Annotated in this window: 17 protein-coding genes; 13 read left to right on the forward strand and 4 right to left on the reverse strand. The window is 70.3% G+C overall.

Annotated features, from left to right (window positions below):
- Positions 1-45: 45 nt before the first annotated feature.
- The gene (locus JHW41_RS02285) at positions 46-453 is read left to right on the forward strand and encodes a GFA family protein (RefSeq protein ID WP_078996925.1); all 408 of its coding nucleotides are present in this window, start codon (positions 46-48) and stop codon (positions 451-453) included.
- A gap of 184 nt (positions 454-637) precedes the next feature.
- On the opposite strand, the gene JHW41_RS02290 is transcribed toward JHW41_RS02285, so the two are convergent.
- Positions 638-853 (reverse strand): hypothetical protein, encoded by a 216-nt coding sequence (locus JHW41_RS02290; protein ID WP_057949342.1) that lies wholly within the window; start codon positions 851-853, stop codon positions 638-640.
- 282 nt (positions 854-1,135) lie between these two features.
- Between JHW41_RS02290 and JHW41_RS02295 the strand changes: the two genes are divergently transcribed.
- Together JHW41_RS02295 and JHW41_RS02300 are read left to right on the forward strand one after the other, a co-directional pair.
- On the forward strand, positions 1,136-1,555 hold the full coding sequence (locus JHW41_RS02295) for a GFA family protein (protein ID WP_250448883.1): 420 nt from the start codon (positions 1,136-1,138) through the stop codon (positions 1,553-1,555).
- 77 nt (positions 1,556-1,632) lie between these two features.
- Positions 1,633-2,097: an MmcQ/YjbR family DNA-binding protein gene (locus JHW41_RS02300; RefSeq protein ID WP_250448884.1), complete on the forward strand. Its 465-nt coding sequence runs from the start codon at positions 1,633-1,635 to the stop codon at positions 2,095-2,097.
- Here the strand turns inward: JHW41_RS02300 and JHW41_RS02305 are convergent.
- On the reverse strand, positions 2,015-3,433 hold the full coding sequence (locus tag JHW41_RS02305) for a PLP-dependent aminotransferase family protein (RefSeq protein WP_057949340.1): 1,419 nt from the start codon (positions 3,431-3,433) through the stop codon (positions 2,015-2,017). The two genes, JHW41_RS02300 and JHW41_RS02305, sit on opposite strands and share 83 nt — an antisense overlap.
- A 217-nt stretch (positions 3,434-3,650) precedes the next feature.
- Here JHW41_RS02305 and JHW41_RS02310 point away from each other — a divergent pair, with 217 nt between their 5' ends.
- The 4 genes from JHW41_RS02310 to JHW41_RS02325 all read left to right on the forward strand — a co-directional run bounded on the left by JHW41_RS02310 (position 3,651) and on the right by JHW41_RS02325 (position 5,790).
- The gene (locus JHW41_RS02310) at positions 3,651-3,971 is read left to right on the forward strand and encodes a hypothetical protein (protein ID WP_057949339.1); all 321 of its coding nucleotides are present in this window, start codon (positions 3,651-3,653) and stop codon (positions 3,969-3,971) included.
- Positions 3,972-4,011: 40 nt separating this feature from the next.
- The gene (locus JHW41_RS02315; protein ID WP_057949338.1) at positions 4,012-4,218 is read left to right on the forward strand and encodes a twin transmembrane helix small protein; all 207 of its coding nucleotides are present in this window, start codon (positions 4,012-4,014) and stop codon (positions 4,216-4,218) included.
- A 253-nt stretch (positions 4,219-4,471) separates the two neighbouring features.
- Positions 4,472-4,852: a cupin domain-containing protein gene (locus JHW41_RS02320; protein WP_057949337.1), complete on the forward strand. Its 381-nt coding sequence runs from the start codon at positions 4,472-4,474 to the stop codon at positions 4,850-4,852.
- Positions 4,849-5,790: an ADP-ribosylglycohydrolase family protein gene (locus JHW41_RS02325; protein WP_250448885.1), complete on the forward strand. Its 942-nt coding sequence runs from the start codon at positions 4,849-4,851 to the stop codon at positions 5,788-5,790. Before JHW41_RS02320 ends, JHW41_RS02325 begins: the two co-directional genes overlap by 4 nt.
- Positions 5,791-5,815: 25 nt before the next feature.
- On the opposite strand, the gene JHW41_RS02330 is transcribed toward JHW41_RS02325, so the two are convergent.
- Positions 5,816-6,160 (reverse strand): hypothetical protein, encoded by a 345-nt coding sequence (locus JHW41_RS02330; RefSeq protein WP_057949335.1) that lies wholly within the window; start codon positions 6,158-6,160, stop codon positions 5,816-5,818.
- Positions 6,161-6,398: 238 nt separating this feature from the next.
- Here JHW41_RS02330 and JHW41_RS02335 point away from each other — a divergent pair, with 238 nt between their 5' ends.
- From JHW41_RS02335 to JHW41_RS02360, 6 genes are all read left to right on the forward strand, one after another.
- The gene (locus JHW41_RS02335) at positions 6,399-7,373 is read left to right on the forward strand and encodes a DMT family transporter (protein ID WP_250448886.1); all 975 of its coding nucleotides are present in this window, start codon (positions 6,399-6,401) and stop codon (positions 7,371-7,373) included.
- Positions 7,370-9,076, forward strand: a complete 1,707-nt coding sequence (locus JHW41_RS02340) for a pyridoxal phosphate-dependent decarboxylase family protein (protein WP_250448887.1) — start codon at positions 7,370-7,372, stop codon at positions 9,074-9,076. Before JHW41_RS02335 ends, JHW41_RS02340 begins: the two co-directional genes overlap by 4 nt.
- Before the next feature lie 30 nt (positions 9,077-9,106).
- Entirely contained in the window at positions 9,107-10,351 is a 1,245-nt protein-coding gene (locus tag JHW41_RS02345) for a pyridoxal phosphate-dependent aminotransferase (RefSeq protein WP_250448888.1), read from the forward strand.
- Between the two features lie 455 nt (positions 10,352-10,806).
- Positions 10,807-11,847 carry an L-tyrosine/L-tryptophan isonitrile synthase family protein gene (locus JHW41_RS02350; RefSeq protein ID WP_250448889.1) on the forward strand — a complete coding sequence of 347 codons (1,041 nt, stop codon included), beginning with the start codon at positions 10,807-10,809 and terminating at the stop codon, positions 11,845-11,847.
- Positions 11,844-12,680 (forward strand): TauD/TfdA dioxygenase family protein, encoded by an 837-nt coding sequence (locus tag JHW41_RS02355; RefSeq protein WP_250448890.1) that lies wholly within the window; start codon positions 11,844-11,846, stop codon positions 12,678-12,680. The genes JHW41_RS02350 and JHW41_RS02355 overlap by 4 nt, the downstream gene beginning before the upstream one ends.
- Positions 12,677-14,155 (forward strand): FAD-binding protein, encoded by a 1,479-nt coding sequence (locus tag JHW41_RS02360; RefSeq protein ID WP_250448891.1) that lies wholly within the window; start codon positions 12,677-12,679, stop codon positions 14,153-14,155. Before JHW41_RS02355 ends, JHW41_RS02360 begins: the two co-directional genes overlap by 4 nt.
- 69 nt (positions 14,156-14,224) lie before the next feature.
- Here JHW41_RS02360 and JHW41_RS02365 read toward each other — a convergent pair whose 3' ends face one another.
- Positions 14,225-17,680 carry an amidohydrolase family protein gene (locus JHW41_RS02365; protein WP_250448892.1) on the reverse strand — a complete coding sequence of 1,152 codons (3,456 nt, stop codon included), beginning with the start codon at positions 17,678-17,680 and terminating at the stop codon, positions 14,225-14,227.
- Positions 17,681-17,683 lie beyond the last annotated feature (3 nt).

Here is a 17,683-nt window from a genome sequence, read left to right on the forward strand (position 1 = left end):
CGAACCGGGCAACCGCCCGCCACCACCCGAACCGGAGCCACCGCCATGACCGTCCAGACCTACCAGGCCAGCTGCCACTGCGGTGCGATCCGTTACGAAGTCGACCTCGACCTGGACGCCGGCACCTCGCGCTGCAATTGCTCGATCTGCGGCAAGCTGCGCAAGTGGGGCGCGATCGTGAAGCCCGACGCGTTCCGCCTGCTCGAAGGCGACGTGGCGCAGATGGGCGACTACCAGTTCGGCACCTTCAGCGGCCACCACCGCTTCTGCAAGCAGTGCGGCATCCACGCCTTCGGCGAAGGCGAACTGGAAGTGCTGGGCGGCAAGTACTACGCGATCAACGTGGCCTGCCTGGACGTGGACCACGCCGTCCTCGCCGCCGCGCCGGTGCGGTTCATGGACGGCCTGCACAACAACTGGTTCGAAGTGCCGGCGATGACCTCGCACATGTAAACCGCGCCGCACCCGCATGGCCTGCCTGTAGCAGCGGCGCAAGCCGCGACCGCGAACCCGCGACGACGACGAACCCCGCCGCCCCGCGAAAACGCGCGTGCGCTACCGGCGCCGAAACGGAAAAGCGCCTTGTCGCGACCGACAAGGCGCCCAGGACGATCCGAAGCCTTCGATCGAGCTCCTATCACGGATAGATCAGCGGGCACTGGTAATAGCAGTGGTCGATATTGATCAGCCGGCATTCGTCGCCGCCGCCCGCCGCCTGGCACCGCTCGATCTCGATCTGCTGGCAGTTGGAGACGCAGGCCAGGTCGTAGTCCTGGCCGGCGAACGCGGCAGCGGCGAAGCTCAGTCCGAACGCGAAGGTGCACAGCGCTGCCAGTTGCGTCTTTCGGGCCATGTTCCCACTCCTTGGATGCCCGGGATCGGGCGCGCCGAGCTTAGCAACCGCGTTGCGCGCCGCCGCCGCGCCGGCCGGCTTCAGCCGATGGATGGCGGCGCAGGCCCGGCGCATTGCGACACCGCTCCCGATCCGGACGATCGTGCGCTTGGCGCACGGCGGCGTTTGCGCTGCACTGCCGAAGGATCGTCCGCATCGCCCGTGCGCGGCGGCGGGCGAATCCAGGACCGAACCCGCCCGCAGGCGCCGGCCATGCTTGTCGCCCTTCCCTCGGAGTCCGGCATGAGCGAGCACACCCCACACAGCGGCACCTTCCACGGCGGTTGCCACTGCGGCGCGGTTCGCTTCCGCGCGCAAGTCGATCCCGCCCAGGGCAGCGTGCGCTGCAACTGTTCGCTGTGCGCGCGCATACGGCGTTGGGCCGCGATCCTGGCGCCGTCGGCGTTCGAACTGCTCGAAGGCGAGGACGCCTTGGCCGACTATCGCTTCGGCCGCGGCGTGGCGCGGCACCGGTTCTGCCGGCACTGCGGCGTGCACGTGTTCGCCCAGAACCACGTCGAGGAACTCGGCGGCGACTACGTGTCGTTGAGCCTTGCCTGCCTCGACGTCGCCCCGCAATGGCTGGCGGCGGTGCCGGTGGCCTACCTCAACGGGCGCGACGAGGATTGGGAGCGGCCGCCGGCGGTGACGGCGCATATGTAAGCGGCGGGGTTCGTCGCGATCTTTGCGCCGCGGCGAAACCCGCGCATGCTTGGCGACGGTCCTCACGCGCGAATCCGATGGACACCCACGCTCTCAAGAAAGTCTGCCGCAGCTATCCGGGCGTCGAGGAAAAACTCCACGCCGCGCCATCGAACATCCTGGTCTACAGCGTCGGCGGAAAGTTCTTCGCCTACTTCAAGACCAGCGAGCCCGAACGCTGGCGTTTCAGCTTCCGGGCCGACGCCGAACGCTTCCTCGAACTGACCGGCATCCCCGGGATCAAGCCGGCGCGCTTCATGGGCCGGCACCACTGGGTCACCGTGGTCGATGTACGCCAGATGCCGGCCGACTACCTGCGCGAACTGGTGGACTGGTCGTACCGGCGCGCGCTCGGCAACCTCAGCCGCAAGCGCCAGGCCGAGGCCTTGCGCGAGGCCAGCGCGGCGGTGCGCGAGCGGCTCACGCCGGTGGCGCCGCCGAAAGCGCGCCCAAGGTCGCTAACGCATCCTCGATCCGCGCATCGAGCGGGTGGCCGTAGTTGAGCCGCAGGCAGCGGCCGTAACCGCGTTCGGCCGAGAACATCGGCCCGGGCGCGATGCTGATGCCGCGTTGCGCGGCCTGCCGCTGCAAGGCCAGCGCGTCGCGGCCCGGCGGCAGTTCGATCCAGAGGAAATAGCCGCCGTCGGGACGGGTGACGCGGGTGCCGGCGGGGAAGTGCCGCGCCACTGCGTCCAGGTACGCGGCCTGCTGTTGCGCCAGGGTCTTGCGCAGCCCGCGCAGGTGGCGCTCGTAGCCGCCGCGCTGCAGGTAGCGCGCGATCGCCAGTTGCGCCGGCACGCAGGTCGCCAGGGTGTTGGTCAGCTTGAGCCGCGCGACCTGCTGGGTGTAGCGCCCCGGCGCGGCCCAGCCGATGCGGTAGCCCGGCGCCAGGGTCTTGGAGAACGAGGAGCAGTGCAGCACCAGCCCGCGCGTGTCGAAGGCCTTGGCCGGCGGCGCCGCGCGCGCGCCGAAGTGCAGCTCGCCGTAGACGTCGTCCTCGATCAGCGGCAGGTCGTGGCGCGCGAGCAGTTGCACCAACTCGCGGGTCTTGGCTTCGGGCAGGCTGGCGCCGAGCGGATTCTGGAAGCGGGTCATCGCCCAACAGGCCTTGGGCGCGTGGCGGCGGATCGCCGCTTCGAGCGCGCCGAGCTCGATGCCTTCGCGCGGATGGGTCGGCACTTCCACCGCGCGCAGGCCATGGCGTTCCAGGGTCTGCAGCGCGGCGTAGAAACACGGCGATTCGACCAGCACCGCGTCGCCGGGGCGGGTGGTCGCGGCGATGCACAGGTTCAGCGCTTCGATCGCGCCGTTGCAGACCACCAGGTCGCCCGCGCCGAGCTCGACGCCTTCGACCCGGTAGCGCAGGGCGATGTGGCGGCGCAGTTCGGCGTTGCCCGGGGTGAGGTCGTCGACGGTGCTGCGCGGGTCCAGGTGCACCGCCTCGTGCGCCATCGCCCGGCCGAGCCTGGCCAGCGGGAACAGCGCCGGACTCATGAAGGCCGAGCCCAGCGGCACGATCTCGCGCGCCATCGCCGACTCCAGCACGTCGAACACCAGCGCGCTGACGTCGACCGGCCGCGACTCGCCGCGCGGCGCCGAGGCCGTGTCCGGTTCCGGCGGCAGCCGTTGCGCGGCCGGCGCGACGTAGTAGCCCGAACGCGGCCGCGACCGCACCAGCCCCTGCGCCTCGAGCAGGTAATAGGCCTGGAACACCGTGGCCGGGCTGAGCTTGCGCGCCGCGCTCGCCTGGCGCACCGACGGCAGCCGCTGCCCGGGCCGCAGCAGCCCTTGCCGGATCGAGCGGGCGATGTCGTCAGCGAGGGATTGGTAGCGGGTCATGTCGGGGGGCTCGGGACCGGGGACCCGGGACCGGGGACCCGAAAAGCGGGGCGTTGACCAGGCTTGCCGTCCGGGTCCCGAGTCCCCGGTCCCCGGTCCCGTTCTCCAGCTTTTGTGCGACTGATCCGGTTTTTTGCTCCGAATCTGAGTCTACGCAATCTGCGCCGATAGGCGAACAATGGACCCCGCAGCAAAGGCTGCGCAAGCGTCCAACGACATGAACCCGCAAATCGAACTCAACCTGGCGCTGATCCTGTTCATCCCCTGGTTCTCGATCCTGGCCTGGCTGTTCTGGGCCTATCCGCGCCAGCCGCGCTCGGCCGCGCGCACCGTCTTCGACAGCGCCAGCCTGGTGCTGGCCACGCTGGCGGCGTTCTGGGGCATGCACTGGGGCATGTACAACGCCGATCCGCACGCCGGCGCCATCTGGAAGCAGGTGCTCGCGACCTCGGTCGCCTACGGCCTGTTCCTGGCGGTGATGACCGCGGCGCTGCTCGCGCGCTGGCGCTGGCTGCGCGCACGCCGCGTCGCCGCCTGACTCTTCCGTTCCCCATCGCCCACCCGGGCAAGGTCGCACCATGAAACTGCTGTTCGTCGCCGCGTTTCTCGCCGTGATCGTCTACAACCTCGGCGCGGGCCTGTATTACATGCTGGTCGACAAGGGCACCAGCAAACGCACCGTCAACGCGCTGACCCGGCGCATCGGCTTCTCCATCGCGCTGATCGCGCTGGTGGTCGTGGGCATCGCCACCGGCGTGGTCCAGCCGCACGGCGTCGGCGTCTGATCCGCGCCCGCGCGGGCGCCGCCTGGGCGCGCGCCGCCGGCGGCGCGATACTGGCCGCGATGCCCTGCGACAGGGCGCGCGGAGCGGCGCCGGCATGGGTTCGGCAGCGGCCTGGATCGAGTGGTTGGCGGCGATCGCCGCAGTCGTCGCGCAGTGCCGGCTGGCGCGGCGCGGCGGGTGCCGGATCGACGTCGGACTGGCTGCCGCCCGGCAGCGCTAGACTCGGCGCTCCCGCCCCGACCGAACGCGAACCATGACCGAGCCGCGCATCGTCCGCCGCGACGAACCGACCGAGTTCTACCTCAGCGAACGCTGCCACGTGGTCGAACACTGGAACTCGCCCGACGACGCGCAGGCCTCGATCGCCCGCATCCGCGTCGCGCCGGGCACGACCACGCAGCTGCACCGCCTGCGCGGCACCGCCGAGCGCTATCTGATCCACACCGGCCGCGGCCGCATCGAAGTCGAGGGCCTCGCGCCGGCCGAAGTCGGCCCGGGCGATACCGTCTTCATTCCCGCCGGCGCCGCGCAGCGCATCGCCAACCTCGGCGACGACGACCTGATGTTCCTGGCGATCTGCACCCCGCGCTTCGTGCCGGAGTGCTACGAGAACCTGGAGTCGCCCGACGCATGAACGCCGTCGCCGCGCGCCCCGACCTGAGCGAACGCTACCTCGGCTGCCTGCTCGGCCTGGCCTGCGGCGACGCGGTCGGCACCACCGTGGAATTCAAGGCGCGCGGCGATTTCGCGCCGCTGACCGACATGACCGGCGGCGGCCCGTTCGGCCTGCGCGCGGGCGAATGGACCGACGACACCTCGATGGCGCTGTGCCTGGGCGCGAGCCTGCTGCATTGCCGCGGCTTCGATCCGCGCGACCAGATGAACCGCTATTGCAACTGGCGCGCGCACGGTTATCTCAGCAGCAACGGCGAGTGTTTCGACATCGGCGCGACGGTGAGCGCCGCGTTGGACCGCTACCTGCGCAGCGGCGATCCTTACGCCGGCGATCCCGGCCCGCGCGCGGCCGGCAACGGCGCGCTGATGCGGCTGGCGCCGGTGCCGATGCTGTGGCGGCGCGATCCCGAGCGCCTGCGCCGCTACGCCGCCGAATCCACCCGCACCACCCACGGCGCGGCCGAGGCGCTGGATTGCTCGCGCCTGTTCGCCAGCCAAGTGCGCGCGGCGCTGATGGGCGCCGGCAAGGACGCCGTGCTGACGCCGGCGATGCCGCCGCCGCAAAGCGAAAAAGTCGCCGCGATCCACGCGCGCGGCTACGCCGGCAAGCGCGAGGACGAAATCCGCGGCAGCGGCTACAGCGTCAAATCGCTGGAAGCCGCGTTGTGGTGCTTCCTGCACACCGACTCGTTCGAGGCCGCGATCCTGCGCGCGGCCAACCTCGGCGAGGACGCCGACACCACCGCGGCGATCTGCGGACAGGTCGCCGGCGCGTTCTACGGCGTGCAGGGCATTCCCGAAGCCTGGTTGCGGCGCCTGGTCATGCGCGAGGACATCGCGGCGATGGCGCAGGCGCTGCTGGTCTTGTCGGACGAACCGTTCGAGACGGCGGAGTAGCGCACGCCCCGCCGCCGCGGGCGGCTCAGGCCGCGGTCACGTCGCGCAGTTCCCAGCCGCTGCCGGCGAGCAGGCGTAGGCGGTGCTTGAGCACGGTGCCCGACAGCGCGGTCACCACCGTCAGGTCCATGCGCAGGTCGCGTTGTTCGCCGACGACGGTGGCGTTGGGATCGGTCGCACCGAGGCTGGGATCGACCTCGTCCGGATCGGGCTGCTTGGCGCGCCAGCGCTCGAACAGCGCATCGCTGCGCAGCGCGTCCTGCAACTGCGCAGCGAAGCCCTCCGAGCTGATCGCGGTGAAGGACAGATCGGCATCGCTGCCGCGGGCGCGGTCGGCGTCGGGAATGCTGAGGAAGTAACGGGTGGCCATTCGCATCTCTCGGTGAGTGGGCGCGTTCAGATTAATGAGCGACGCATGGGTCGGGCGTGAATGGGGTCGAAGGACCGCGCCTAAGCGATCCTGAATTCCAAAGCCCGTCATGCGCCGCGTTTGCCGACCCTGTCGGCCGGTGGATCTGTGATTGCCCGCGCAACCGTTGAGACGGGCGCGCACGACACTGCGCGGCCGATGCGCGGCCCCGGGCCGCCGTTCTACAAGGACGTAATTCATGATCACCGCAACCCGCGCGGGCGCGCCGCTGGCGGCCATCGCGCTGGCGCTCGCCGCCGGCACGCTGTGGGGATCGCTGGGACTCATCACCCGCGCGCTGCTCGGTTACGGCTTGGGCGCGGCGCAACTGGCGCTGCTGCGCCTGGGGGGCGCGTTCGCGATCACCTTGCTGGCCGCGCTGGCGCTGCGCCGGGTGCGCGCGTTGAGCATGCGCCAATGGGCTTGGCTGGCGGCGATCGGCGCGGTCTGCCAGGCGCTGGGCAGCGTGTCGTTCTCCGCCGCGGTCGACGGCGCCGGCAGCAGTCTCGCGATCGTGCTGTTGTGCATGGGGCCGCTGTTCACCGCCGCGATCGACCGCCTGTGTTTCGGCGAACGCCTCGACGGCGCGGCGTGGCGGCTGGTGCTGCTCGCGTTGTCGGGGTTGGCGCTGAGCGTGCTGTGCGGCCGCGGCGAACCCGCTGCCGCCGGCTTGTTCGCCGCGCCGTGGTATGCCGGCGTCGCCTGGGGCCTGTTGTCGGGCCTGTGCTACGGCCTGTTCCCGATCTTCGCGCGCGCGCTCGGTCCGCTCGACACCTGGGTGGTGGTGAGTTTCAGCCTAGGCCTCGGCGCGGCGTGCCTCGCGCCGCTGTCCGGCGCCGCGCCGGCCGCGTGGCCGGCGCTGTCGGACGTCCCTGCGTGGCTGTGGATCGCGGCGTTGATCCTGATCCCGACCGTGTTCGCCGACGTGCTGTACGTGCGCGCGATCGCGCTCGGCGGACCGATGCTGGCGACGGTGTTCGCGCTGGTCGAAGTGCCGGCCGCGGCGCTGTACGCGCGCTGGTGGTTGGGCGCGCCGATCGCGCCCGCGCAGTGGTTCGGCATCGCTCTGTTCTGTTCCGGCCTGGCCGGGTTGGCGTGGCGCCGCGGCACGGCCGCGGCGGCGCCGGCGGCTGCGGCCGATCTTCCCGCCGTGCAACCGGAGACACCGTCATGACCATGCTGCAACGCCTCGCCCTGCCGCCCCGAACCGAAGCCGCGGCCGCGCCCGCTGCGCCGGAACGCATGCAAGCGCTGATCGAGCGCACCCTGGAACTGGACCGCCACGTGCAACGGCGCGCGCGCGCCGATCTCGCCGCCTTGCCGGAACTGGCGCTCGCGCCGGACGCGCGCGCCGCGCTGGGGCCGAAGTATCCGGCGCGCGCGTTCGCTTACCTGGAGGAGCTCGAGCGCGGCGACGACGATGCGCCGGCCGCCGAGGCGGCGCTGCTCGACGAGGCCGCGCGCTACTTCCGCGGCGCGATCCGTCCGCAATCGCCGCATTCGCTGTTCAACATGGTGCCCGAGCCCAGCGTCGAAGCCACCGCCGCGGCCTGGCTGGCCACCGCCTACAACGCCAACAGCCTGATGGACGCGTTCGGCGGCGAAGCGCTGCTGATCGAGCAGCAGGTCGCGCGCAAGATCGGACGCTGGGCCGGCTGGCCGCAGGCGATGGGGATCTCCTGCAACGGCGGCAAGTTCACCATCATGTACGCGATCAAGTCGGCGCTGAGCCGGATCGCGCCGGAGTCGATCCGCGACGGCCTGCCGCGCGATCTGGTGATTCTGTGCAGCGAAGGCGCGCACTACTGCGTCGAGCACGCCGCCAGCCTGCTCGGCCTGGGCTCGGGCCGTTGCCTGCGCGTGCCCAGCGGCAGCGACGGACGCATGCGGCCCGAGGCGCTGCGGCGCATGCTCGACGAACAGCACGCGCAAGGGCGCCGGGTCGCGGCGATCGTGTGCTGCGGCGGCACCACGATCAATTTCAACTGCGAAGACGCGCGCGAGGTGCGCGAGATCGCCGAAGCGTTCGCGCGCGAACGCAAGCTGCCCGCGCGGCCCTACCTGCACCTGGACAGCGTGATCGGCTGGCTGTACCTGAGCCTGCTCGACGCCGACGAAGCGCAACTGCGCGAGCGCGTGCCCGATCCGCGCAGCCGCGCGCGCATCGCCGAAGTGCTGCGCCGTCTGCGTGGCGTCGACGGCTTCGATTCGCTCGGCGTGGATTTCCACAAGGACGGCCTGTGCCCGTACGCGAGCAGTTTCTTCGTCGCCCGCGACCGCCGCTTCATGGACGAACTCGGCGACGGCAGTTATCGCTACGGCGAACAGGATTTCCAGTACGGCCAGTTCCGCGCTTACCGCTACACCTTCGAGAACTCGCGGCCGGGACAAGGCATCCTGGCGGCGTGGATGAACCTGCGCCGGCTCGGCCGCGCCGGTTACGGCGACTACCTCGCCGGCCTGCACCAGGCGCGCGACGCGCTCGCCGACGCGCTGCAGCGCCACGGCCTGTTCCGCGTGCTCAACCGCGCCAGCCTCGGCTGGGAGCTGGTGTTCGAGGCGCCGTTCGCGCCGGACCTGCTGGCGCTGGCGCCGTCGCGGCAGGACCTCGCCCTGGGCTTCATGCAGGAGTGTTGGGACCGGGTCAACGCCGGCTACGACCTGCCGTTGTTCAGCATCGTGCCGGGCTATCGCATCGACAACGATCCCGATGCGGTCACCACCGGCTTCCTGCTGTATCCGATGCAGCAACGCAGCGACGCGCAATGGGATCGCGCGGTGGCGCTGATCGCGGCGCAGTTCCACGACTTCCAGGCCCGGCTGCGCGCGCAGCCGCGCGCGCTGAGCGCGAGCGCGTTCGAAAAACCCATTCGCTGATCGTCACTCCCCGAATCCGGAATCGCCGCCATGAACCCGATGACCGACCCCGCGCCGGCGCAGTCCGCGCCGCGCGATGCTTTCGCCTTGCTCAAGACCCTGGCCGAGCGCCACCGCGCGCGCCAGGACGCGCCCGGTTTCGCCGGCGCGCCGCTGTTGGACCTGTCGATCGGCAATCCCGATCTCGCCCCCGAGCGGCGCTGGCGCGAACGCCTGCAGCACTACGTCGGCCGCGACGACCTGCACGGCTACGGCGAATTCCGCGCCGACCTCAACCAGCGCCTGCGCGAGCGCTTCGCCGCCTACTACCAGCGCCGCTTCCTGCCGGCCGGCGCGCCGGCGCTGCTGGATCCGCAGCGCCACGTCATCGACTTGCTCGGCTCCAAGGAGGGCATCTTCCACAGCCTGTTCGCCTGCTTGAAGCCCGGCGAGGCGGTGTTGATGCCCGATCCGTCCTACACCGTCTACCAGAGCACCGCGCGTCTGCTCGGCGCGCGGGTGGAACTGTTCGCCTGCGACGAGCGCGGCCAGCCGCGGCTGGAGTCGATCCGCGCCGAGCAACTGCACGGCGCGCGGGTGCTGGTGATCTGCTCGCCGAGCAATCCGACCGGCATCGCGCTGTCGCCGGCCAAGCTCGACGAGGTGCTGGACTTCGCCCGGCGCCACGACCTGTACGTGCTGATCGACCGCGCCTACGCCGAGATCGCGTTCGAGCCGCCGCGCGGCGGCGTGCTCGGCGGCGCCGCGTTGCCGGCGCCGGGCGCACTGGAGCGGGTGCTGGAACTGCACAGCCTGAGCAAATCCTGCGGCCTGGCCGGCTGGCGCATCGGCTTCGCTGCCGGCGCGCCGGCGTTGGTGGCGAAGATCCGCGCGGCCAAGTTCAACGCCGACTTCGGCACCTTCCTGCCGCTGCAATGCGTGGCCGCGGAGATGCTCGACGAGCTGGAAACCATCGCCGCGCGCAACAGCGCCGTCTACGCCGCGCGCATGCGCCGCTTCGTCGACGGCGCCGCCGCGCTGGGTTGGCGGATCGCGCCCTCGCACGGGACCTTCTTCCTGTGGGCGCCGCTGCCGCCGGGTTTCGACGGCGACGATCTGGACTTCGTCGAAGCCCTGCTCGACGCCACCGGCGTGCTGGTCGCTCCCGGCAGCGGCTTCGGCCCGGGCGGCGCGGGCCGGGTGCGGATCGCGCTGGTGCAGGCCGAGGCCGTGCTCGACGAAGCGCTGCGGCGGCTGCGCGCGTGGCCGGCGTTGCGCCGCGACGCGGCGGCCTGAGCGCGCGCGCGGCCGATCCGGCCGCACGACGCGAGCCACCGCATCGCACGTGAGGCGAACTCCATCGCGGCCGCATCTGTTCTGGATGCGGCCGCTGGCGGCGCGCGGGCGCGAAAGCGCGACGCATCGCTCATGTCTGGCGGCCCTTGCATCGGAATCGCATCGATGCATTCGTACGGATTCGTACGAAAGTGCTTAAGGTTTCACGGCTTGTGCATGACGCAGTCGCGCAAGCGTCGCATCGGAAAAGCGCGGCTTTTTCGGTCGTCGAAGAATCTTGTGCGCGCGATCGCATGCAGCGCCGCACCACGAAGCGATCGCATCGCGTCGTCGATGGCGCGCGCATCGCGACGAGGTGCAATAAGAAGAATGCGGGCAGTCACAAACCCGCAACGGCAACGAAGATCGCGAAAGAATTGATGTAGGGTCCGGCGGGTTCGTCGCGTTATCGATACATGTCGGGGCGACTCGACGCATGTCGAAGCCAGTCAGTGCGAGGCGCCATGTCCGATCCATCCGTTCGCGAACATGCGGCGAGGATACTCGCCGAAGTCATGAAGCATCGGCGCAGTCCGGCGCGGTGCGCCTGCAAGGGCGCGCTGTGTTCCGACGCCTGCGTGCGGCCGCATCTGGATCGCGTCGCCAGGGCGGTGGAGCGTGCGCAGCCGATCGTTTTCATCCTGCCGTCGTTCCCGGGCAAGTCGCCGAACCCGGCCAAGGTGCTCGGCCCGATGCCGGACATGGCCGAGCGCGCATCGCTGACCTTCCTCAATACGCTGTGCCGGAAGATCGGCGAGCGCCATGCGCCCGGTGCGCGGCTGATCCTGTGTTCGGACGGTCGCGTCTTCAGCGACGCGGTCGGACTGCACGAACCGGACGTCACCGCGTACCAGCGCGGAATCGAGTCGATCATCGAAGAACTGCGGCTGGAGGCGCTGAGCACCTTCAACCTGGACGACTTGTTCCCCGGCTGCGACTTCGCCGAGATGCGCTCGCGCCTGATGGCGCGCCACGGCCGGCCGCTCGACGACTTGCGCGCGGCGGTGCGCGCCGGCGGCGAAGCGCGGCAGATCTATTGCGGCATCACCCGCTTCCTGTTCGAGGACGCGCTGCGTCCCGACCTCGGCATCAGCCGCACCGCGCTGCAGAAGCTCTGCCGCGAGCGCGCCTATCACGTGGTGCAGCGGAGCAAGGCCTGGGACGGGCTGCTGGCGGGACAGTTTCCCGATGCGGTGCGGCTGTCGATCCATCCGCAGGGCTGCGGCAGCGGCAAGATCGGCATCCACATGATGGCGACCGCGGACGAATGGCTGACGCCGTGGCACGGCGTCGCCGCGCTGGCGAACGGGAACTTCACCTTGATCAAGCGGCGCGAAGCCGAGGCGGCGGGCGCGCAGATGGTGTTCCGCGACGGCCGGCCGAGCCACTACGTCCTGCGCGCGGCGCCGCCGCGCCACCCCACGGGCGCCGCCTGCGGCGCGAAGGAGTCGAAGTGAACTACCAGATGTCGCCGATGCAGCCGTTCGGCCTGATGCTGCGGCCCGCGGGCGGCGCGGTCGATGTGCGCGAGCTGCCGATCGCCGAGCTGCGCGAGCACGTTCGCCGCCATCGCCTGCTGGCGCTGCGCGGCTTCGGCGCGTTCGCCGGGGCGGAGGATTTCGCCGACTATTGCGAAGGCTGGGGCGAAGTCAGCCTGTGGCCGTTCGGCAAGGTGCTCGAACTGGTCGAGCACGAGGCGCCCGAGGACCACATCTTCGACAACAAGTACGTGCCGCTGCATTGGGACGGCATGTACCGCAAGCAGGTGCCGGAGTTCCAGGTCTTCCACTGCGTCAGCGCGCCCGCGGCGGCGCAGGGCGGACGCACGACGTTTTCCGACACCGCCGGCGCGCTCGAACGCGCCGCGCCCGGCCTGCGCTCGCTGTGGAGCCGCGCGACCGGGGTCTATCGGCGCAAGATGGAGTTCTACGACAGCAAGACCATCGCGCCGGTGGTGACCGCGCACCCGGTGCGCGGATTCCCGGTGATCCGCTACAACGAGCCGCCCGCCGCCGACGCGGCCGGCTTCGTCAACCGGCCCGACCTGGAGTTCGTCGGCGTCGAGCCGGACGAACTCGGCGAATTCCACCGCAGCCTGCACGAGGCGCTGTACGCGCCGCAGAACCTGTACGCGCACGCCTGGCAGGACGGCGACGTGGTGGTCACCGACAACTACACCCTGCTGCACGGCCGCGAGGGCTTCGTCAGCGGCGCGCCGCGGCACCTGCGCCGCGTGCACGTGCTCGGCGATCCGCCGCTCGACAATCCGCATTTGGTGGCTTACGAATGAGCTTTGACGAGACCGACATCGTCATCGCCGGCGCCGGACCGGTCGGGTTGCTGTGCGCCTACCTCGCGCAGCGCTGCGGCTTGCGCACGGCGATCGTGGACAAGACCGCGGGGCCGCTCGAAGCCGGACGGGCGGACGCGCTCAACGCGCGCACGCTGCAGCTGCTGGAGATCGCCGACCTGTTCGACGCGCTGTACCCGCAGGGCAAGACCTGCGACACCAGTTCGGTGTGGGCCGACGGCGCCTTCGTCTCGCGCCAGTCGGCCTGGTGGAAGGCGCTGGACGGCTGTTTCCACAAGCACTTCCTGATGCTCGGGCAGTCCCACCTGGAACGCTTGCTCGACGACAGGCTGAAAGCGCTGGGCGCGCCGGTGCTGCGCGATACCGCGGTCGAACAGGCCGAACTCGGCGAACGCGGCTGCCTGACGCGGCTGTCGGACGGACGGACGCTCGCATCGCGCTTCGTCATCGGCGCCGACGGCTCGCGCTCGCCGCTGCGCGAGGCCTTCGGCATCGGCTTCGAGATCCGCCGGCCGCAGCTGATCTGGGCGGTGATCGACGGGGTCGTCGAGACCGACTTCGCCAAGGTGCCGGAGATCATCGTGTTCCAGGCGGAGACCTCCGACGTGGCCTGGATTCCGCGCGAGGGCGACCTGGATCGCTTCTACGTACGCATGGACACCCAGGAATTCAGCTTCGAGCAGGCGGTGGCCAAGATCAACCGGGCGATGCGCCCGCACACGCTGCGTTTCAGCGAGGTGGCGTGGTTCTCGCGGTTCTCGGTCAAGGAGGCGGTGGCCGAGCGCTATGCGGTGGACAACCGGCTGTTCCTGGCCGGCGACGCCTGCCATATCCATTCCGTCAACGGCGGCCAAGGCCTCAACACCGGCCTGGCCGATGCGTTCAACCTGATCTGGAAGATGCACCTGGTGTTGCGCCACGGCGCCCCGCAGAGCCTGCTCGCGAGCTACCAGGACGAGCGCAAGCCGGTCGCCCTGGGCGTGGTGGAGACCTCGAGCCAGCTGGTGCATTCGACCAAGTACTCCAGCGGCAATACCCATGCGCAGGACTACGTGAAGATCGTCGAGCGGCGCGCCGGCTACATCACCGGCATGGGCATCGCCTACGGCGACGCCGCCGTCGATGGCGACGCCATCTGCGGCAAGCGCCTGCTGGATTTCATGGTCCGCCGCGGCGACGCCCTGGTGCGGGTCTATTCGTTGCTGGATTACCGGCGCTTCGCCTTGCTGCTGTTCGGCGATTGCCGCGCGCCGGTGGGGTTGCCGGCGTTCGTCCAGACGATCCGGATCGACGCGCCCGAGTCGCCCGAATCGCCCGAGTTGCCGTACCCGGACGGGATGCTCCTGGTCCGGCCCGATGCGCATATCGCCGCGGCCGCGCCCGGCGACGGCGGCGCGGCGATCCTCGCCTGTCTCGATGCGTTGATGCAGCGCGAGACCGTGGCGATGGCCTGAGCGGCCGCCGCGCGCGCCGATCGCGCACGCCGATCGCGCGCGGCGATGCCGTCCCGACCACGGCGAGGCTTACTCCTCGTCGTGATCGTGCGCCTGGTGCGGCCCGTGCCCCTTCGGGCAATGGCAGACCGAGGTCGGCCCGTACTCGGCGCCGAAGGTGCGGCCGTCGCGGTGGCGCTGCCAGTAGAAGAACGGCGCCTTCTCGGCCTGGTTGCCGATCTCGGCCATGTCCGCGTCGACGTCGAACAAACGCCCGTCGACCATCACGTAGCGGGTGTCGATGGTGGCGCGGATGTTTTCCAGCGGATTGCTGTTGAGCACCACCAGGTCGGCCTTCTTGCCCGGCTCCAGCGAGCCCAGCGACTTAGACAGGCCGAGGTAATCGGCGCCGTCGATGGTCGCCGCGCGCAGCGCCTCGAAGTTGCTCATGCCGCCCTGGGTCAGCATCCAGATTTCCCAGTTCGCCGACAGCCCCTGCAACTGGCCGTGGCCGCCGACCTGGATCTTGATCCCGGCGTCGCGCAGCTTCTTGACCGACTTGGACACCTGCACATGCCAGTAATCCCAATCCGGCGCGGTCTCGCGGCGGATCGAGCGCGCGTCGAGCGTCTCGCGCGGGAAGAAGCGGTTGAGCTTCTTGTCCTCCCAGACGTTGTCGCGCGCGTACCACCAGTATTCGCCCGACAGGCCGCCGTAGCTGACCACCAGGGTCGGGGTGTTGCGCACGTCGGTCTGCCGCCACAGCTCGACCACGTCCTTGTACAGCGGCGCGACCGGGATGTTGTGCTCGATGCCGGTGGCGCCGTCGAGGATCATCGGCAGGTTGTGGTTGAAGGTCGAGCCGCCTTCCTCGACCACCAGCATGCCGAGCTCGCGCGCGGCCTGGTTGATCTGCTGGTGCTGCTCGCGCCGCGGCTGGTTGTAGCTCTTGACCGAGAACGCGCCGTTGGCCTTCATCCGGCGCAGATGGCTGCGCGCGTCGTCGAGCGAGTTGACCACCGCCTTGAAGTCGCCGTCGGCGCCGTACAGGATCGTGCCGGTCGAGAACACGCGCGGGCCGACCATCTTGCCGGCCTTGACCAGTTCGGATTCGGAGAAAACGAATTCGGTGGTCGCCGAGGGGTCGTGCATGGTGGTGATGCCGAACGCGAGGTTGGTGTAGTACGCCCAGTTCTGCTGCGGCACCACGCCCTGGCCGAAGTGCGCGGCGTGCGCGTGCACGTCGATGTAGCCCGGCAGGATGGTCTTGCCGCTGGCGTCGATGCTGCGCGCGCCGGCCGGCACCGCGGTCGACGCGCTCGGACCGACCGCGACGATCTCGTTGCCGCGCACCACCACGGTCGCGTCCTCGATCACTTCCTGCGCCTTGTCCGCATCGCGCATGGTCACCACCCGCGCGTGGGTGAAGGCGACGGTGTCCTTCGGCGCGTAGACCGGCACCTCCAGCCCGACCGCGATGCCGCGCTCCTCGGCCGACGGCTTGGCGATGCTGGCCGGCGCGCCCGGCAGGAACGCGAAGGCGTGGTTGAGCGCGCGCGAGTGGTACTGGTTGCCGACCATCCAGTGCAGCGAACTGGAATCGGCCGACCAGTGCAGGTAGCTGCCGACGTCGGCGCTGACCGGCGCCACCGGCAGCGCCTTGCTGTCGCGGCTGAGTTCGACCGAGCCGGTGCCGGTCATCATCGGCGCGACATAGGCGTTGAACAGTTCGGTGAACGCGACCCACTTGCCGTCGGGGCTGAGGCTGATCGAATCGACGTACTTGAGGTTGAAGACTTCGCGCTCGTCCTCGCCGTTCAAGCCGACCGACATCAGCTTCTTCTTCAGCCCGCCGCCGGTGAGGTAATACACGCGGCTGCCGTCGGCGCTGAACTGCGGCGACTCGCCGCTGGCGGCCACGCGCGTGGGCTTGCCGCCGTCGGCGCTCATCACGTAGATGCCGCGGTCGACCGACCACAGGCTGCCGGTGAGGCCGCCGCCGCCGGTCTTGGCGTAGACGATGCGGCGCCCGTCCGGCGAGAAGCGCGGGCTGTAGAAGAAGCCCTTGTCCTGGGTCAGGCGCTTGCCGCCGCCGCCGCCCGCGCCGGTGACGTAGATCGCGCTGAGCGCGGCGTCCGACCACGTCGTGTAGAGCAGCTTGGAACCGTCGGCGCTGAAGCTGGGTTGGTATTCGTAGAGGTTGTCGTTGCCGGTCAGGCGTTCGGGCCGGCCGTCGGGCAGGCGCTTGCGCCACAGCTGGCCGACCGCGTGGAAGATCAGGGTCTTGCCGTCGGCGCTGGTGGCGACGTCGCGGATCATCTTCGGGTCGAAGCGGCCGGCGTCGAGTTTCTGTTCGAAGCGCAGCGCCTGCGCCGCGGTCTGTTCGACGTGGGCGCTGAACGGAATCTGCGCCGGCTTGCCGTCGGCCATGCCCACGCGCCACAGCTTGCCCTGCGCCCAGATCACCACCGACCTGGAGTCCGGGGTCCAGGCGAAATTGGCGTAGGGGCCGAAGATCGCCCAGGCTTCCTGCATGTCGTGCGAGAGCCCGTCCCACACCGGCCGCGATTCGCCGCTGGCGAGGTCGAGCACGTGCAGCACCGACTTCTCGCGGATGCGCTTGACGAAGGCCAGCGACTTGCCGTCGGGCGAGGGCTGCGGGCGCACCGCGCCGCCGGCGGTGTCGATCACCGTCGCGGTCTTGCCGGTCTGGCGGTCCAGGCGCTTGATCGCGTAGATGGTGTCGTGCGGGTTCTTGTTGTACTGGAAGCTCGGGCCGCCGGTGACGTCCTCGGAAAAGTACACGTAGCGGCCGTCCGGCGACACCGCCGGCTCGCCGAGGTCCTGCTGGTCGTTCTTCTGCTTGGTCAGCTGCAGGCCGCCGCCGCCCGCGGCGGCGTGGTAGATCCACAGCTCGCCGGCGCCGAGCGAACGCTCGCCGGTGAAGTGCTTGCGGCCGATCAGGTACTGGCCGTCGGGCGTCCACGCCGGGTTGTTGAGCAGGCGGAAGTCTTCCTTGGTCACCGCGACCGGGTTGGCGCCGTCGCGGCTCATCCGCCACAGGTTGTTGCCGCCGCCGCGGTCGGAGGTGAACGCGATCTGGCGGCCGTCGGGCGAGTAGCGCGGCTGCACGTCCCAGGCCGGGCCTTGGCTGATGCGCTTGGCCTGGCCGCCGCCGATCGGCAGCAGGTAGATGTCGCCGAGCAGGGAGAAGGCGATCTCGCGGCCGTCGGGCGACACGTCCAGGTCCATCCAGGTGCCTTCGTCGGTGTCGAAGGCGATGGTCTTGGTCGGGCCGTGGGCGGCGTTGACGTCCCACTTCTTCTCGTCCTTGTCGCCGGCCTTGGCCGCGCCCTTGGCGGTCGCCGCCGGCGCGCGCGCCGGGTCGGTGCCGGCGGGCTTGAGCGCGTCCTGTTCGAGCTGGGCGGCGGGCTTGTCGGCATCCTGGCCTGATTTGTCCTGGGGCGCCGGCGGCGGCGTCTGGGCGAAGACCGGAGCGGCGAGCGCGCTGGCGAGCGCGAGGGCGAGCAGGCGGTGGCTGGGCATGGA

Source organism: Lysobacter enzymogenes (assembly GCF_023617245.1).
GTDB classification, from domain to species: domain Bacteria; phylum Pseudomonadota; class Gammaproteobacteria; order Xanthomonadales; family Xanthomonadaceae; genus Lysobacter; species Lysobacter yananisis.

Excerpts from the sequence above, each read along its gene's own strand:
- JHW41_RS02345 (WP_250448888.1), top strand. The coding sequence starts at position 9,107 with ATGAACCCGATGACCGACCCCGCGCCGGCGCAGTCCGCGCCGCGCGAT.
- JHW41_RS02360 (WP_250448891.1), top strand. The coding sequence starts at position 12,677 with ATGAGCTTTGACGAGACCGACATCGTCATCGCCGGCGCCGGACCGGTC.
- JHW41_RS02350 (WP_250448889.1), top strand. The coding sequence starts at position 10,807 with ATGTCGGGGCGACTCGACGCATGTCGAAGCCAGTCAGTGCGAGGCGCC.
- JHW41_RS02285 (WP_078996925.1), top strand. The coding sequence starts at position 46 with ATGACCGTCCAGACCTACCAGGCCAGCTGCCACTGCGGTGCGATCCGT.
- JHW41_RS02340 (WP_250448887.1), top strand. The coding sequence starts at position 7,370 with ATGACCATGCTGCAACGCCTCGCCCTGCCGCCCCGAACCGAAGCCGCG.
- JHW41_RS02325 (WP_250448885.1), top strand. The coding sequence starts at position 4,849 with ATGAACGCCGTCGCCGCGCGCCCCGACCTGAGCGAACGCTACCTCGGC.
- JHW41_RS02335 (WP_250448886.1), top strand. The coding sequence starts at position 6,399 with ATGATCACCGCAACCCGCGCGGGCGCGCCGCTGGCGGCCATCGCGCTG.
- JHW41_RS02300 (WP_250448884.1), top strand. The coding sequence starts at position 1,633 with ATGGACACCCACGCTCTCAAGAAAGTCTGCCGCAGCTATCCGGGCGTC.
- JHW41_RS02305 (WP_057949340.1), bottom strand. The coding sequence starts at position 3,433 with ATGACCCGCTACCAATCCCTCGCTGACGACATCGCCCGCTCGATCCGG.
- JHW41_RS02365 (WP_250448892.1), bottom strand. The coding sequence starts at position 17,680 with ATGCCCAGCCACCGCCTGCTCGCCCTCGCGCTCGCCAGCGCGCTCGCC.
- JHW41_RS02315 (WP_057949338.1), top strand. The coding sequence starts at position 4,012 with ATGAAACTGCTGTTCGTCGCCGCGTTTCTCGCCGTGATCGTCTACAAC.
- JHW41_RS02320 (WP_057949337.1), top strand. The coding sequence starts at position 4,472 with ATGACCGAGCCGCGCATCGTCCGCCGCGACGAACCGACCGAGTTCTAC.
- JHW41_RS02330 (WP_057949335.1), bottom strand. The coding sequence starts at position 6,160 with ATGGCCACCCGTTACTTCCTCAGCATTCCCGACGCCGACCGCGCCCGC.
- JHW41_RS02310 (WP_057949339.1), top strand. The coding sequence starts at position 3,651 with ATGAACCCGCAAATCGAACTCAACCTGGCGCTGATCCTGTTCATCCCC.
- JHW41_RS02290 (WP_057949342.1), bottom strand. The coding sequence starts at position 853 with ATGGCCCGAAAGACGCAACTGGCAGCGCTGTGCACCTTCGCGTTCGGA.
- JHW41_RS02295 (WP_250448883.1), top strand. The coding sequence starts at position 1,136 with ATGAGCGAGCACACCCCACACAGCGGCACCTTCCACGGCGGTTGCCAC.